The following is a 15,800-nucleotide window of genomic DNA, read 5'->3' on the forward strand; positions in this document are numbered from 1 at the left end:
GAAAAAATTCCGCAATTGAATTAAATTCCTTAATTTTATAAAAAAAATTCTAAATGGAAACGATACAAATTGATATACTTAATCCAAAGGCGAAAAAGCTACTAAGAAATTTAGCTGACTTGAATTTGATAAAGATTAATAAAACTAAAAATAAATCTGACTTTTCAGATTTTCTACAAAAACTTAGATCCAAATCATCTGATGAAATTACACTTGACGAAATAACTGACGAAGTTGAGAAAGTGAGAAGTTCGCGATATGAGAAGTAAAAAAATAATCCTAGATACGAATCTTTGGATTAGCTTTCTCATATCAAAAAAATTCAATTCTATTGACAAACTGATTGAAAACAATAAGATTACGTTAATTTTTTCAGATGAATTAATAAGTGAATTTGTAGAAGTAGTAAATCGACCTAAATTCAAAAAATATTTTTCAAAAAATGATATTGAGAAAATTCTTGACTATTTTGACCAATATGGAAAACTGGTAAAAGTAAAATCTGACATCAAAATTTGTCGTGACGAAAAAGATAATTTTTTGCTTAATCTATCGATTGACTCTAAAGCTGATTACCTAATAACTGGAGATAATGATTTATTAGTTTTAAAGAAAATTGAGAGAACTAAAATCATGAACTTTACTGACTTCTTAGAACACAAAGGATAAAAGTGCGTGGTACAACAGCGTATATATTTATGGCTGATTTGTACTGAAACGAAAATTATAGTATTTTAAAAAATTAAAAGTTTAATCAGAAAGTCGAGCGGTTGTTTTCCCCCACCACAAACCATATACGCGAGACGTCGGTTATTTGCACATTCGCAGATTCTCATTTTTTGTGTATTCATTTAATTAAGCTCTAAAACCACAACACAACTTAAACCTTAAAACGGCCTACTGAAAAATCAGCGTAAAATTTGACGTGATGGGTTCGTGAAATTTCAGACTGTTTGAGTTCCATTTGTAAAATGGAATGAGTTTCTGAAATTTAGAAGCCGAACTATAAATTTAGCTTAGTTTTCATAAGCCTAGTCCCGATGCTTCGGGATTTGTTTCGTTTTTTCATCAATGGAAATCGAGGAACGAGATTCATGAACACTTAACACAACTACGACTAAGGTGAACTAAAAAATGAAAGGACATTCATAGTCAGTTGTCAGTTTTCAGTGAATCGTGATTCATAAATCGTGTAATGTTTTAATAGTGTAATTGTAGTCGAATAATAGTAAAATCCATTGTCGGATGTCTGTTGTCGATTTTCAGTGAGTCGTGAATCGTAAATTGTGTAATAGTGTAATCGTATAGTGGTGTAGTAGTAAAATCGGTTTTCAGTTTTCAGTGAATCGTGATTCGTGAATAGTGTAATAGTGTAATCGTATAGTGGTGTAGTAGTAAAATCGTTTGTCGGTTTTCAGTGATTCGTGATTTGTGAAATGGTGTAATTGTGTAGTCGAATAATAGTAAAATCGGTTGTCGGATGTCTGTTGTCGATTTTCAGTGAATCGTGATTCATAAATTGTGTAATGGTATAATGGTGTAATTGTGTAATAGTAAAATCGGTTTTCAGTTTTCAGTGAGTCGTGAATCGTAAATTGTGTAATAGTGTAATCGTATAGTGGTGTAGTAGTAAAATCGGTTTTCAGTTTTCAGTGAATCGTGATTCGTGAATTGTGTAATAGTGTAATCGTATAGTGGTGTAGTAGTAAAATCGGTTTTCAGTTTTCAGTGAAGCGTGATTCGTGAATTGTGTAATGGAATAATAGTATAGTCGAATAATAGTGTAATAGTGTAATCGTATAGTGGTGTAGTAGTAAAATCGTTTGTCGGTTTTCAGTGATTCGTGAATTGTGTAATAGTGTAATCGTATAGTGGTGTAGTAGTAAAATCGGTTTTCAGTTTTCAGTGAGTCGTGAATTGTGAATTGTGTAATAGTGTAATCGTATAGTGGTGTAGTAGTAAAATCGGTTTTCAGTTTTCAGTGAATCGTGATTCGTGAATAGTGTAATGGAATAATAGTATAGTCGAATAATAGTGTAATAGTGTAATCGTATAGTGGTGTAGTAGTAAAATCTGTTTTCAGTGAATCGTGATTCGTGAATTGTGTAATAGTGTAATCGTATAGTGGTGTAGTAGTAAAATCGGTTTTCAGTTTTCAGTTAACCGTGATTAGTGAAGCGTGATTCGTCGCGAGTGAGTCGTTAAAACTCTTTTCTTGACTTTCAATTAAAGTCTGTGGACTATAGACTGTAGACTAGGGACTGTTGACTATTAATTAAAGACTACTCACCATATTTTCTATATAAATCTAAATATTTGTGTGTGGTATGTTTAAAATCAAATGTTGATGCATGTTCAATAGCAGCACTTGACATTGTCTGATAGACGTCTTTATTTTCGATTATGTATTTTACTTTTTCTGCTAATGCAATGTGATTGCGATCTTCTACAGCATAACCTGTTTCACCTTCAACAATCGTATCTGGAAAACCACCTGATTGAAAGCCAATAACTGGTAAACCAGACGCTTGTGCTTCTAAAGACACTAAACCAAAGGCTTCTCGCCTACCATTTACATCATCATAAGTTGATGGCATCATAAATACATCTGAGTCTTGTAAATATGAAATAATTTCATCTTGTGATTTTGAACCTTCAAAAATGACGTGTTCGCATAAATTGAGTTTCTTTACCTCAGCTTCTAAAATAGGCCTGTAATTACCTTCACCTATTAAAGTGTATTTAATGTTATAGCCAAGACTAATTAATTCTTTTACTGCTCTAACGGCATAAATTTGTCCTTTTAATTGCACTAAACGCCCGACGGTGATGAGCTGAATTTCTGAATTGCTATTGATGGTTTTAACTTGTCCTTTAAATTGATTAACATCTATCCCAATAGGAATCACATGAATAAGAGATGCTTCTACACCAAGTTTTATGACTTCTTGCTTTAAATAATTGGAGTTAGTGGTAACCGCCACTACGTGCTTTTTATAAAATTCTGCGTATTTCGATTGAAAGCTTTGTTGTGTATCTAAAAAAGCATCGTAACCATGATAGGTAACGATACATTTAGGGTTCATATATTTTATTTTGGAAAGCTGTACTATTGTTGGGTACAAAGCATTATTAAAATGGACGTGCAGAAGACCTTTTTTAAAATTTTTATACTGAATTAAGGTGGCTAAAGGCGATAAGTTTTTTTTCCGTTTGAGTTTGTAATAAGGATAGATTGAACGAAGAATTTTAAAATTTAACAAGGCCAAACCAATTTGTACAAGTTTCTTGAATTTATTTTTTGAAAAATGAAAAGGTTGTACAAGATCTTCTTCTATATGATTGGTTTTTAAAAGTTGGGCTTGTGAAGAGTTTTCTAAACCCAAATACTTATCAGTATAAATCTTAATATTAAAACCTTTTTGCTTGGCATATACCAAATTAGAAACAATAAAAGTTTCTGAAATTTGAGGAAAGGATTTGAGTTTAAAGTAAATTTTCATTAAGGATTTCAGTTAATATGCCTTTATCTTTTAATGATTTTACGAGATTATGACCACCAAAACTGTAAGAATAAAGATTACATGATTTTAATTTACTTAGCCTTTCTGAATGAATTTTATCCAATTTATCGGTTGTGGAATAATAAATTGAATAAATAGTACTATTTTTTGACTTTGTTTTTAATAGAAGTCTTTTAAGATTTAAATAATTTTTTGATACAATACTATTTATCTGGTCAGACCAACGTTTATCACCATAATACGCTCTTCTGTATCTAGATATAAATGTTTGTGGAGAAAATGATATAACTCGATCAACATTTAACAAAGCACCAAACATAATTGCGGCAAAACCACCCATTGAGTTACCTATGAATATAACTTTTTTATAATCTCTAATTATATTTTCAATCTCGGATTTCAAGCTTTCAAAATTAGGCTTTGAATTTATACCGTCTTGATACCATGATTGATTGGGGTCTATTATAAAAGCTTGATCACAATTATATTTTATAAGTATATTTTTAAATTCAAATCTTGGCATGCCTATACCCATTTTTATACCTCCAAATGTTATAACTATTACATCACTCCCTTTTTTAAAAAGTAATATGTCTTTTGTCTCTTCAGCCATAATATTTAACTAAAGTAGAATTGATATTTATGTATTCTTTGAACAATTTAAGTTCAGATTCGGTGTATTGCCCTGACCAAGAATTAACTTTAGCTTTATTAGGTAACAATCCTGTAGGCTTTTTTATAATATTTAACTTAGATTTTGATAATTTTGGTTTAAACTTAAAATTAAACCTTTTAATTTTTAAATATGTTTTGTACGGATTTTTTATTAAGTCTTCATAATGTACAATCAATATTTTTTTTTCTTGCTCTGAAAATTTAATCCATTCATCACAGTGTTTAGCCCAATGCTCAAAAATGGTAAGCTTTTCATTTGTTTTTTTAGATGGGCTGCCTGTCCAATCTAATGGTGTGTTTAAAAAATCTGAAAATGAAATGGTTTCATCAATATCTTTATGTAAAAAATTAGGTGTTTTCCAAATTGAATAGGCTACTGCTCTACCATCTCTAATTATATAAATACCTGGACTTTTAAAATTCTTAATACTAGGGAAGAAATGATGCCCAAAAAGTTTCCCGTAAGAATTACCATCTTCTTTAACTTTGCGGTTAGACCAATGTCCCCAAGCAACTTGATCTAAAGACAGATCTTTATCTTGATAAAAATTTTTAGCTAAAAAAGCTTCTAAAAAATGTGTCCCAGACCTTGGATGCGAATAAACTTTCAATAAGTCTTTTTTAAAAAAATTAAAAATCATAGTTCATCATTTTTAATTCTCGAGCCCAAATAATGTCAATTTTTCTTTTAACTTGTTGATTAATTAATTTGCTATAGTGTGTATTTTTTTCTCTAAATTGAGATTTTAATTTTTTAGGTGGCAACTTTAATGGATTATCTAAATTTAACTTATCAGAAATTATCATAATAGATTCATCTAAGTTTTCAAATTTAAAAATGTCATCAACAGCAATATTTTTTCCTATAGTATATTGATCAAATCCTTTAATAATTTCAAGTTCTCCTTTATTAATAAACTCTAATAAAGAACTATATTTTTGAAAACCACCATGATGATAAAACAAAGAAACTAATTTATCATATGGGTTACGCTCAAAACAAAACTTATAATAACTATCATAGATATCTTTACCTAGGTACCTTTTAATCTCAGAAGATGACATATGATTGTAAAATCGCTTTCTCTTTCCTGTACATAAAAATTTTAAGAAATCTTTTTTGTTGTATTTAGAAAAAGGTATGTTGTAATTAATTGCACTCTGATAACCTAATTTTTTGCGATACTCTTCATCAGAAGAAGTTATAGGCGTGATGATATCGTTTTCATCACATAATTGACTCAAAGCGATTTCTAGTGTGGTACTCGCTGTTTTTTGGGTCTTAATAAAGATGAACTTATACTTATGATTAACTATCATATCTTGAAAATTTGTAATCAATTAAAACGCCTTCTTTTGATATTTGTTCTCTGCCAGTTGAATAAAAATCACCACCAACTACCGTAAATTCAAAAGCTTGTTCAATATCATCAAGTATGCCGTTTTCGTAAAAACAGCTTAATTGAATATTATATTCGCCTATTGGTAGAGGAAAATTAGGTATCTCAAGAATAATGTAATCGTTCATCGTATGTTTAATGTCAAAAAAATCATCTTGAAAAAAATTATTACATAAAAATCTAATATTCTGGTTGGAATCTATAAATCGTAATCTAAAAGCAACTTTTTTAATATCTTTTTTTGAAGTAAACCCTATCTTAAAATAGTACTTTTCACCAGAAAGTAAATTTTTTAATTCTTTCTTATTCTCAGAGTTAATTTGAATATCTGTAAACTTAAAAATATTCCCTCCTGTTCTATCTTCTCTATCTTTTAATTTTTTAAACCTCTCTTTTTTAGAACTCGACAAATAATAATCCACACTTTCCTCCGCTGTCCCTTCAAATACAGAAGTCCCATTTTCAAGCACAACGCCTCTTGTACATAAACTCTTCACAGCTGCCATATTATGACTCACAAATAAGACCGTGCGACCGCCAGTGCCAGAAATGTCTTTCATTTTACCAATTGCTTTTTTTTGGAATTCGGCATCGCCTACGGCTAAAACTTCATCAACCACTAAAATATCAGGTTCTAAATGCGCCGCCACCGCAAAGGCTAAACGTACACGCATTCCGGAAGAATACCGCTTCACAGGTGTATCTACATACATGGCACAACCGGAGAAGTCAATAATCTCGTCTTCCTTGGCTTTAATTTCACTTTTGGTCATGCCTAAAATAGCACCATTGAGGTAAATATTTTCTCTTCCTGTGAGTTCTGGGTGAAAGCCAGTACCTACTTCTAGCAGTGAAGCAATACGGCCTTTGGTTTTAATGCTACCTGTGGTGGGCATGGTGACCCGCGATAAAATTTTTAATAAGGTTGATTTACCGGCGCCGTTCTTCCCAATAATCCCCAGAACTTCGCCTTCTTGCACATCAAAATTGATATCCCGCAAGGCCCAAACATAGTCGCTTTCAGCTTTTTTAGAGCGGTCGTTTTCAGCGCCAATTTTCAAGTATGGATCATCTTTCCCGCGTACGCGGTGCCACCAACGGTTGAGGTCGTGACCCAAAGTGCCCGTCCCTACCAAACCTAAGCGGTATTGTTTAGAGATGTTTTTAGCGGTTAGTATTGTTTTACTCATCATTATTTCTTTTCAGTGTAGTATAGTGGTTTAGTGGTATAGTGGTGTAGTGGTGTAGTGGTGTAGTGGTGTAGTGGTGTAGTGGTGTAGTGGTGTAGTGGTAAGATAAATTTTCTTTCTCCATGATCAATCAATTACTATTTTTTTCTCTACAATTTCTGCATTTTTCCATTACACAATTATACCATTCTTCCATTACACTATCAGACTATTCCTCTATTACTCAATTATTCCATTACACTACTACACTACTACTCCATTCTACCATTCCTCCATTCTACTATTCCTCCACTACACAAATCTTCTATTACTCTATTACACTATTCTTCAACTCAACCATCTTCAAATCTTCGTTTTAATATATTTTTTGTAACCTATTAATAATTTTCTAACCAAATTTAATTGTTTTTCAATAGGCTCAATATCATTTGCAGTATAATCTAAATTTTTAGCAATGATGACAAGGGTATCCACTTCACTTGCTGAACCCATTGCAATTCCAATAAATTGATGAAGTTCTTTTAAGCCATTTCTAGCACTACCTTCAGCAATATTAGTAGGTATCGAAACAGCAGCTCTTCTTAACTGTGAAGTTAATCCATATGCTTCAGATTTCGGAAACTGAGAACTCATTTTATAAATCATCTTGACCAAAACCATCGACTCTTTCCATACATCCAAATCTTTATGTCCCATAATCTACACTTATTCTGACTATACTTTATTTTTTATTGATTTATCTATTTCATTGATTACTGGTTCTCGACTCCGCTCGAACCTCAAACAAAGATGAACAGCTCGAGCCTGAAAAATAGATAGAATCGAATTTTTAGCACCAATATTCCATAACAAAATTACACAATTAAACCACTACACCATTCAACCATTACACCATTAAACCACTTCTCAACTCCACCATTACACCATTCTTCCATTACACTAAACCGTATCAATAAAACTCTTCTCAGTCCGGTTAAAAATCACCAAACCGACAAGAAAGACCACGACTGAAAAACCTAAGGCATAACCAAAACTCAGCCAAGAAAATAAGCCAACGTCCATCGTCATATAACGAAAACCTTCAATAATTTGTGCCAACGGATTATATTTAAATGCCCAGTAATATTCAGGTAAATCATTCTTTACTTTACTCATCGGAAACGGCACTGCCGAAAGGTACATCAACAATTGCACAGCAAAAGTTAATAATTGGGTTAAATCACGATACTTTGTGGTGAAGGCGGAAATAATCATCCCTAAACCTAAACCAGATAAGGCCATCATTAACACATAAACCGGAAACAGCAGTAAGTTACTATTAGGACTAACTGAAGCGCCCGAACTCACATAAAATACATAAAAGCCCACAAAGATACTCAGCTGAATCCCGAACTTCACTAAATTTGAAATGGTGATGGATAGCGGCATAATCACCCGCGGAAAATAAACCTTCCCAAAGATGTTCGCATTTTTAGTAAAAGTTCCTGAAGAACCCGTTAAGCACTGTTTAAAATAGCCCCAAGCTGAAATACCAGCGAGGTTAAATAAAAAATTAGGCACCGAACCTGTACTTACATTGGCCACATTATTAAAAATTAAGGTAAAAATAACCGAGGTAAACAGCGGCTGAATTAAAAACCACAAAGGTCCCAAGATGGTTTGTTTATAGACCGTAACAATGTCACGTTTTACAAACAAAATCAACAAATCGCGGTAACGCCAAATTTCTTTAAAATTGAAATCAAGCAAAGGTTTATGCGGACTTATTTCATAGAGCCAGTCTTGCTGCTCTGCAACGGTTGAAGGTTCTTTACTCACTTGTAGTCATTTAGATTGGAGGGTAAAATTAAGTTTTATTTATGAAACGCAAAAATCTTATTTTGGGTTAAGCGGTTTTCAGTGAATGGTTGACTAGTTGACTGGAGCTAAAAAGGTGTTTTCTGTTGACTGTAGACTGTAGACTGTTGACTGTTATCAGTGATTCGTGAATAGTGAAGCGTGAGCTGTGAGTCGTGTAATGGAATAATAGTATAATAGTAAAATCGGTTATCGGTTTTCAGTGAATGGTTGACTAGTTGACTGGAGCTAAAAAGGTGTTTTCTGTTGACTGTAGACTGTAGACTGTTGACTGTTATCAGTGAACCGTGAATCGGCTTGTTAGCTCTAAGCACTACGCTCTAGACTCTAAGATTTTTTACTTAAGGCTTTTACGGCTTATAGCATATAGCTTTTTGTAGATTCGTGTAATGATGTAATGGTGTAGTTGAATAATAGTGTAATAGTAAAATCGGTTGTCTGTTGTCAGTGAATCGTGAAGAGTAGAGTTGGATTATGGCTTTCGGCTTATAGCTTACGGCTTTTTGAGGATTTGCATTTTCGTTAAGTTGTATTTTAAAAGATCCAAGCTTTTGAAATGTCACTATAAACAGCAAATGGAAGTTGACACTTAAGCATAGCTAAGTCATACTTTAAGTATAGCTTAAGTATGGCTTAAGTATTAAAACAAAAAGCGTATATAAAGGCAAAAAGCGTCAAAATAAAAAAAGAGAACATCAACAAATGTTCTCTTTTTTAAAATATAATCTTGTTAAAAAGGCTTATAAACGACCATCCACCTGCGCTTTAGGCAAGCAAGATTTAACATCGAATAAAACAGAGTTTTTGTTTTGATAATTTGACAAATCAAGCTCTAAAAATTGCTGATGTGAAACCGCTAGAACAACCGCATCATAAGTTGATGAAACTTCATCTAGTCTAAGTAAATCAATATCAAATAATGACTTCACTTCTGCTTTATCAGCCCAAGGATCACAAACATCAACTTGCATGTTGTAGGCCTTCAACTCCTCTATCACATCAATGGCTTTAGTATTTCGGGTATCAGGACAGTTTTCTTTAAATGTAATCCCTAAAACTAAAGCTTTTCCATTTTTAACCTTAGCTTCTTTATTGAGCATGAGTTTAATCACTTCAGAGGCAACATAACGCCCCATACCATCATTCATTCGTCGGCCAGATAAAATAATTTCAGGATTGTAACCAACTTCTATTGCTTTTTGAGCTAAATAATAAGGATCTACACCGATGCAATGTCCACCAACTAAACCTGGTGTGTATTTTATAAAATTCCACTTTGTTGCAGCCGCTTCTAGAACATCATCAGTATCTATATCTAAGAGTCTAAATATTTTTGAAAGTTCATTAACAAAAGCAATATTGATATCTCGTTGTGAATTTTCGATCACTTTAGCGGCTTCAGCAACTTTAATGCTTGGCGCTAAGTGAGTACCTGCAGTAATCACTTTAGCATAAAGATGATCGATGTATTGGGCAACCTCTGGCGTTGAACCTGAGGTAACTTTTAAAATTTTAGTAACGGTATGGGTTTTATCACCTGGATTAATGCGCTCAGGTGAATAGCCAGCATAAAAATCGGTATTAAATACTAAACCAGAAGATTGTTCAAGCACTGGCACACAAACTTCTTCGGTTACACCAGGATAAACGGTAGACTCATAAACCACAATATCTCCTTTTTTAAGAACTTGACCAATGGTTTCACTAGCCTTGATGAGTGGTGTTAAAACAGGTTGTCTATTTTTATCAGTTGGTGTAGGTACGGTAACGATATGAATGTCTGCTTGTGATAAAACTTCAGCCGAAGCGGTAATAGTTAAACCACTTATTTCATCTTCTTTCAAAACCGATTGCAACAAGTGATCTTCAACTTCTAAAGTATGATCGTGACCTTGGTTTAACTCATCTACACGTGCTTTATTAATATCAAAACCAATAACTTTAAATTGTTCAGCAAAAGCTACCGCCAAAGGTAAACCGACATAGCCTAAGCCAATAATTGCAATACAGGGTTGTTTTTTCATTTTGGTTAATTTTATTTAAATAGTTTTCGGAGACGTTTTTTAATTTTTCGCTTAATTTTTTTACGCCAAGAATAGGTTTTTTCGAGCTCATGATAGCCGTTGCCATAACGCCCATAACCATAACCACCATAACCGTAGCCGTAGCCATAACCGTAACCATAGCCGTAGCCATATTTGGCTTTATGCTCAAAGTAATTAAGTACAAAACTAATATTGCTTACTTCGCCTTTTTGGTACTTCTCGTTGATTAAACCTAGCATGCCATTTTTGGTATAGTTTTGGCGCACAAGGTACAAATTGGCATCGCTATATTTAAAAAGATTAACAGCATCTGAAACAAGACCTATTGGCGGTGTATCAAGTACGATATGGTCATAACGCTTTTTAAGTTCATCGATAAAAGCATCCATTGTTTCACCCATTAATAATTCTGAAGGGTTTGGTGGGACCGGACCAGAGACTAATAAATCAAAGTTATCAAAATCTGTCTGTTGAATAACTTCATCAAGAGACTTTTGCCCTATCAGATAATTTACAACGCCTGTATCATTCGTTAAATTGAAGTCATCAAAAATTTTAGGTTTACGTAAATCTAAACCTACCAAAATGGTTTTTTTACCACTCAAAGCAAACACTGAAGCTAAATTGATGGCCGTAAAAGTTTTTCCTTCACCACTAACAGATGAGGTAACTAAGGTGGTTTTAGTGGTTTGATCTGAAGACTTTTGTTGCTTATATAAAAATTGTAAACTCGCGCGAATACCTCTAAAGCTTTCTGAAATTGAAGATCTAGGTTTACTTAAAACAGCAAGATTAGAGTCCAGCGTACTTTTACCAATTAAGCCAATAACCGGGATTTGTGATAACTTCTCGATATCAGTTGGGTTTGATATCTTGTTATCTAACAAAACAATTATAAATACAAAAACTAAAGGAATTAGTGAACCTAACAAGATAGCCATAACATAATTAAGCTGGGTGTTGGGGCCAATTTTACCACCACCAGTATCTTTGGCTTCATCAATAATTTTAATGTCACTGACATTAGCCGCTTTAATCAGACTTGCTTCATTCCTTTTTTGAAGGAAAATAGTATAAGTATTTTGACTGATTTGGAAGCGTCGCTCTATTTTTAGCAATTCTTGCTGGTCTTTAGGTAATTCACGGACTTCAGCTTCTATCTGTGCAATTTTAGTTTGCAAATCTCGACGCTGTTTACGTAGTAAATTTCTAGAAGAGCTCAAGTTTTCAAGAATCACCCGTTTTAATGCATCAATGTTTCGATCGATATCAGCGAAATTAGGCATTTTAGATTTTAAGCCATAACTATAACTTCCTCTTTTTAATGATAATTCAACAATTTTCCCGACTGCCTCACTAATGCTAGATTCTTCAATCCCAGCGACTGAAGGTGCTGGCAAATTAGAATAATCGGTGCGTTTAACTAGGTAGGTTTCGAGATCATCATAATAATCTAATTGGCGTTCAAGTGCAATAATCTCGTTATCGTATTCTCTTAGTTTCGATTTTAAATTGGCACTCTCTTCTGTTAAATCAATAATATCATTTTCAATTTTAAATTGATTTAACTCTCTTTCTACATCCGACAGTTCTTTAGACTTTTCAGTCAAAATACTATCAACAAATCGGATTGTTTTAGTGGCAAATAAGTTTTTCCGTTCTAGAGCATCCTGACTTAAAACTTTAACAGTTGTGTTGAGATAATCTACTAATTCAGCCTTATTTTGACCTGTAAGGCTCAAGTTAATGATAGAAGAACCTTTAGATTCAGTTCTAATATCAATATTCTGGTAACGCTTTACTGTTGAAAAAAAACTTTTAAACTGAACGTAATAGGGTTTATTAAAGTTTATCGGATTTCCATTTAACAAGACTCTACCTTTAAAAAAAGGCGTATTAATGGTATCACTAAACTGAAATACTTGTTTGTAAACTTGATTAGGAAGCATTTTTCGCTTAGACTCAAGCGTGCTATATTTTATTAAGTTAACTGCTTTTTGAGCTTTATCTAAATCTTTAAATTCAACTTTAAACTCAAACTGGTTAGAGTCAATTACCCTTATTTGAAAAGGAATCCCTTTAGCTTGGTACTTTAAAGTATCATCAAAAAAGAAGAATGGAACTTCATCATAAGCGTTGACTCTTTGATATTCCCCGTCTTTTTTATAATCAATATAAGAGCGTAGTTTTTTAACTACTTTCTCATTGTGGGTTCGCGTTGATAGAGTGGTTACAACCGTAGAAACTTTGTCTGAAACACCACCATAATTAAAGGTTAAACTAGTGTTAGCCGTAAACAAAGGATTGCTATCATCTTTAACCGTAATCATACTACCAATTTTATATACGGGTAGTTTTCTAACATTAATGTAGTAGGCTATCCCTAAACCAATAAGCACACAAACAATTACTAAGTACCAATAACTCAATATTTTAAAGATAAATCCTTTAAAATCGAAATTAGTGGTTTTGTCTTCTAACTCAAATTCTTCCTCCATATTTACAATCTCAATAAAATAATAGTTATAGAGGTAACCACACCTAATATTGTCGTAAAAATAGCAAATGCATTCTCGCCTAAACCAATAGCTTTTTGAGGAAGTGTATCAACAATGATTACATCATTAGGTTGAATATAATATTCATCTGAGGATAAAGCAGAAATATCGGTAAGGTCAACATTAAGCATTTGCTGACCACCAGGATATTGCCTTAAAATGCGAACATTTTTACGATCTCCATAAGTTGAAATATCTCCTGCATTAGCAATAGCTTCCATAATTGTGACTTGTTCTTTATAAATCACTTGACTTCCGGTGCCAATTTCACCAATGGTTGTATACCTCAAACCAGCCAGTTTAACAGTTACAAAAATATTAGCTTCTTTCTTAAAATAATCTTTTAGCAACTTGGTTTTTAAAGCCTGCTCAATTTCTTCCAGAGTTAACCCAATAACTTTAACTTTACCGAGCGTAGGGACGTCAATTTCACCTCTACGATCAACTAAAAAACCATCAAAATAAGCTTGCTCTTCAGTCGTTGCATTATTATTAACATTAGATACAGGATTAAACATTCCTACAACTTCTTGATCAAGCGCTTTAAAACGGACACTTAATAAATCATTGATTTGAACACGATAAGGTTCAGGGAGTTCTCTAAGCTGAAGGATAGAGTCTATGCTTTGCTTATCCTTGTTATTAGTTTGCAAATAATTTAAACGTTTAGTACTTATACATGAACTCAGAAAAACAACTGATAAACAAAGAAGAAGGATAGATTTACTCATTAAAGACTAGTTATTTCTAATAGACAAATATAGTTTATAGAATTAGAAAACAAAACTATCCGAATAAATTAAAACTAAAAAAAAAGCCTTTCCTAAGGAAAAGCTTCTACAAAGTATTAACTCTGATTTAATTGAATAATTAAATTATTCACAACACAACAAATTAAATGCGGTCTGGACGAGACTCGAACTCGCGACCCCCTGCGTGACAGGCAGGTATTCTAACCAACTGAACTACCAGACCATTTTACTTTTGCGATTGCAAATATAAAACCAATTTTTAAATCTGCAATAGATTTAGCTGCATATTTTAAATAAAAAAACAAGTTAATATCTAATAACCTGCTTATCAATAAAGTAAGTTCTCAGAAAAGTTTCAACTGATTGATTTACATCAACACTATAAAAAGGAAAGCCTTGCGCATTAGCTAAATCTTGAATTTTACGCAGGTGTTTATAAGCTTCTTTTTTGTATATACCTTTTATTTTATTAGCCTGTATATTCTCATTAATTTTATATTCTAAATCATGAAGATTCAAGGATTCTAATTCAGAAAAATCAAAGTTCAATTCCGTTTTGAAATCTAATATGTTGAAGACTATAAGTCGATGTTTTTTATACTTGAAGAATTTAAAAGCCTCAAGAATATCTTGTGAATCATTTGAAAGGAAATCACTAAATATAACAACCACAGAACGCTTAGGAAGTGAATTCGCAATCAGTTCAAAATTTAAAGCATAACTAGTACGAAAACCCGATTTATGAGAGTTAATTAAATTTTGTTCTAGATGTTGCAAAAGTAGATTATAATGATTGATAGTATTTTTGGTATTAGATGAATAATTTACATTATCAGTAAAACAACTTAAACCAAATGCATCACGTTGTTTTAAAAGAAGCTTCATTAAGACACTTATGCAAATAGATGAAAATCCAACTTTTTGATTGTAACGAGATGCTTCAACTGGATAGTACATGGATTTAGAAACATCTAGTATAAAGTGGCATCGTAAATTAGTTTCATCAACATACTTTTTAGTATAAAACTTATCAGTACGTCCATATAATTTCCAGTCAATATTCTTAGTACTTTGGCCGTTTATATACTGTTGATGTTCAGCGAATTCAGGTGAGAAACCATGAAACGGACTTTTATGAAGTCCTGATATGAAACCCTCTGCGATACGATTAATTAAAAATTGAAATTCAGTTAAATTAGGCTGGTCAAAAAAAAATGACATAAAAAAAGGTTTAGTTAATACTAAACCTTAAAGGTAAAAATATGAATCTATAATTTACAAATTACTATCTAATATTTCAACATACGTTTCCTTTTGAGCAACACCGACCTGACGTTTAACTAATTCACCATTTTTAAAAACCAAAACAGTAGGTATATTTCTTACACCATATTTAGCAGCAAACTCTTGATTTTCGTCAACGTCTACTTTACCAATGATAGCTTTTCCTTCATAATCATTTGAAAGCTCGTCAATAATCGGAGCTAACATACGACAAGGACCACACCATGCAGCCCAAAAGTCAACTAAAACTGGTTTATCACTATTTAAAACCTTTTCTTCAAAATTTGAATCTTTTATTTCTAATGCCATAATTTTAATTTTAAACAAAAATACTAAATATAAGATACAATAGGTAAAATTAAATGTAAATACTATCTAAAAAGTAAAAAACCCTTTAGAAGAATAATCTAAAGGGTTTTGTTATAAAAGGAAGGCGGCGACCTACTCTCCCACGATTGTAGTACCATCGGCGCTAACGAGCTTAACTTCTCTGTTCGGAATGGGAAGAGGTGAGC

Annotated in this window: 15 protein-coding genes, 1 tRNA gene and 1 rRNA gene; 2 read left to right on the forward strand and 15 right to left on the reverse strand. The window is 32.6% G+C overall.

What is annotated here, in order from left to right:
- Positions 1 to 53: 53 nt before the first annotated feature.
- Together BUB82_RS09400 and BUB82_RS09405 are read left to right on the forward strand one after the other, a co-directional pair.
- Positions 54 to 269, forward strand: coding sequence for a hypothetical protein (locus BUB82_RS09400; RefSeq protein WP_073193362.1), 216 nt, complete (start codon positions 54 to 56; stop codon positions 267 to 269).
- On the forward strand, positions 259 to 669 hold the full coding sequence (locus tag BUB82_RS09405; protein WP_073193363.1) for a putative toxin-antitoxin system toxin component, PIN family: 411 nt from the start codon (positions 259 to 261) through the stop codon (positions 667 to 669). The genes BUB82_RS09400 and BUB82_RS09405 overlap by 11 nt, the downstream gene beginning before the upstream one ends.
- A gap of 1,613 nt (positions 670 to 2,282) precedes the next feature.
- Here the strand turns inward: BUB82_RS09405 and BUB82_RS09410 are convergent.
- The 15 genes from BUB82_RS09410 to rrf form a co-directional block, all read right to left on the reverse strand.
- Positions 2,283 to 3,503, reverse strand: coding sequence for a glycosyltransferase family 4 protein (locus tag BUB82_RS09410; protein ID WP_073193364.1), 1,221 nt, complete (start codon positions 3,501 to 3,503; stop codon positions 2,283 to 2,285).
- On the reverse strand, positions 3,487 to 4,137 hold the full coding sequence (locus BUB82_RS09415; RefSeq protein ID WP_073193365.1) for a YqiA/YcfP family alpha/beta fold hydrolase: 651 nt from the start codon (positions 4,135 to 4,137) through the stop codon (positions 3,487 to 3,489). The genes BUB82_RS09410 and BUB82_RS09415 overlap by 17 nt, the downstream gene beginning before the upstream one ends.
- Positions 4,130 to 4,840 (reverse strand): sulfotransferase domain-containing protein, encoded by a 711-nt coding sequence (locus tag BUB82_RS09420; protein ID WP_073193366.1) that lies wholly within the window; start codon positions 4,838 to 4,840, stop codon positions 4,130 to 4,132. Before BUB82_RS09420 ends, BUB82_RS09415 begins: the two co-directional genes overlap by 8 nt.
- Positions 4,830 to 5,519, reverse strand: a complete 690-nt coding sequence (locus BUB82_RS09425; RefSeq protein WP_073193367.1) for a sulfotransferase family 2 domain-containing protein — start codon at positions 5,517 to 5,519, stop codon at positions 4,830 to 4,832. The genes BUB82_RS09420 and BUB82_RS09425 overlap by 11 nt, the downstream gene beginning before the upstream one ends.
- Positions 5,509 to 6,789 carry an ABC transporter ATP-binding protein gene (locus BUB82_RS09430; protein ID WP_143185673.1) on the reverse strand — a complete coding sequence of 427 codons (1,281 nt, stop codon included), beginning with the start codon at positions 6,787 to 6,789 and terminating at the stop codon, positions 5,509 to 5,511. Before BUB82_RS09430 ends, BUB82_RS09425 begins: the two co-directional genes overlap by 11 nt.
- Positions 6,790 to 6,791: 2 nt before the next feature.
- The gene (locus BUB82_RS11900) at positions 6,792 to 6,923 is read right to left on the reverse strand and encodes a hypothetical protein (protein WP_262501845.1); all 132 of its coding nucleotides are present in this window, start codon (positions 6,921 to 6,923) and stop codon (positions 6,792 to 6,794) included.
- Positions 6,924 to 7,131: 208 nt separating this feature from the next.
- Positions 7,132 to 7,485, reverse strand: coding sequence for a four helix bundle protein (locus BUB82_RS09435; protein WP_073193369.1), 354 nt, complete (start codon positions 7,483 to 7,485; stop codon positions 7,132 to 7,134).
- A 243-nt stretch (positions 7,486 to 7,728) separates the two neighbouring features.
- Positions 7,729 to 8,607: an ABC transporter permease gene (locus BUB82_RS09440; RefSeq protein ID WP_073193370.1), complete on the reverse strand. Its 879-nt coding sequence runs from the start codon at positions 8,605 to 8,607 to the stop codon at positions 7,729 to 7,731.
- 779 nt (positions 8,608 to 9,386) lie between these two features.
- Complete coding sequence (locus tag BUB82_RS09445) at positions 9,387 to 10,670, reverse strand: nucleotide sugar dehydrogenase (RefSeq protein WP_073193371.1); 1,284 nt, start codon at positions 10,668 to 10,670, stop codon at positions 9,387 to 9,389.
- Between the two features lie 11 nt (positions 10,671 to 10,681).
- Complete coding sequence (locus BUB82_RS09450; RefSeq protein WP_073193372.1) at positions 10,682 to 13,189, reverse strand: GumC family protein; 2,508 nt, start codon at positions 13,187 to 13,189, stop codon at positions 10,682 to 10,684.
- A 2-nt stretch (positions 13,190 to 13,191) separates the two neighbouring features.
- On the reverse strand, positions 13,192 to 13,902 hold the full coding sequence (locus BUB82_RS09455; RefSeq protein WP_317041057.1) for a polysaccharide biosynthesis/export family protein: 711 nt from the start codon (positions 13,900 to 13,902) through the stop codon (positions 13,192 to 13,194).
- Between the two features lie 248 nt (positions 13,903 to 14,150).
- Positions 14,151 to 14,224, reverse strand: a tRNA-Asp gene (locus tag BUB82_RS09460).
- A gap of 83 nt (positions 14,225 to 14,307) precedes the next feature.
- Positions 14,308 to 15,222 (reverse strand): DUF58 domain-containing protein, encoded by a 915-nt coding sequence (locus BUB82_RS09465; RefSeq protein WP_073193374.1) that lies wholly within the window; start codon positions 15,220 to 15,222, stop codon positions 14,308 to 14,310.
- Positions 15,223 to 15,276: 54 nt separating this feature from the next.
- Complete coding sequence (gene trxA, locus BUB82_RS09470; RefSeq protein ID WP_073193375.1) at positions 15,277 to 15,594, reverse strand: thioredoxin; 318 nt, start codon at positions 15,592 to 15,594, stop codon at positions 15,277 to 15,279.
- A gap of 119 nt (positions 15,595 to 15,713) precedes the next feature.
- A 5S ribosomal RNA gene (gene rrf / locus BUB82_RS09475) occupies positions 15,714 to 15,800 on the reverse strand; the annotation flags it as partial.

This window comes from Psychroflexus salarius (assembly GCF_900129035.1).
GTDB classification, from domain to species: domain Bacteria; phylum Bacteroidota; class Bacteroidia; order Flavobacteriales; family Flavobacteriaceae; genus Psychroflexus; species Psychroflexus salarius.

Excerpts from the sequence above, each read along its gene's own strand:
- BUB82_RS09400 (WP_073193362.1), top strand. The coding sequence starts at position 54 with ATGGAAACGATACAAATTGATATACTTAATCCAAAGGCGAAAAAGCTA.
- BUB82_RS09405 (WP_073193363.1), top strand. The coding sequence starts at position 259 with ATGAGAAGTAAAAAAATAATCCTAGATACGAATCTTTGGATTAGCTTT.
- BUB82_RS09410 (WP_073193364.1), bottom strand. The coding sequence starts at position 3,503 with ATGAAAATTTACTTTAAACTCAAATCCTTTCCTCAAATTTCAGAAACT.
- BUB82_RS09415 (WP_073193365.1), bottom strand. The coding sequence starts at position 4,137 with ATGGCTGAAGAGACAAAAGACATATTACTTTTTAAAAAAGGGAGTGAT.
- BUB82_RS09420 (WP_073193366.1), bottom strand. The coding sequence starts at position 4,840 with ATGATTTTTAATTTTTTTAAAAAAGACTTATTGAAAGTTTATTCGCAT.
- BUB82_RS09425 (WP_073193367.1), bottom strand. The coding sequence starts at position 5,519 with ATGATAGTTAATCATAAGTATAAGTTCATCTTTATTAAGACCCAAAAA.
- BUB82_RS09430 (WP_143185673.1), bottom strand. The coding sequence starts at position 6,789 with ATGAGTAAAACAATACTAACCGCTAAAAACATCTCTAAACAATACCGC.
- BUB82_RS09435 (WP_073193369.1), bottom strand. The coding sequence starts at position 7,485 with ATGGGACATAAAGATTTGGATGTATGGAAAGAGTCGATGGTTTTGGTC.
- BUB82_RS09445 (WP_073193371.1), bottom strand. The coding sequence starts at position 10,670 with ATGAAAAAACAACCCTGTATTGCAATTATTGGCTTAGGCTATGTCGGT.
- BUB82_RS09450 (WP_073193372.1), bottom strand. The coding sequence starts at position 13,189 with ATGGAGGAAGAATTTGAGTTAGAAGACAAAACCACTAATTTCGATTTT.
- BUB82_RS09465 (WP_073193374.1), bottom strand. The coding sequence starts at position 15,222 with ATGTCATTTTTTTTTGACCAGCCTAATTTAACTGAATTTCAATTTTTA.
- trxA (WP_073193375.1), bottom strand. The coding sequence starts at position 15,594 with ATGGCATTAGAAATAAAAGATTCAAATTTTGAAGAAAAGGTTTTAAAT.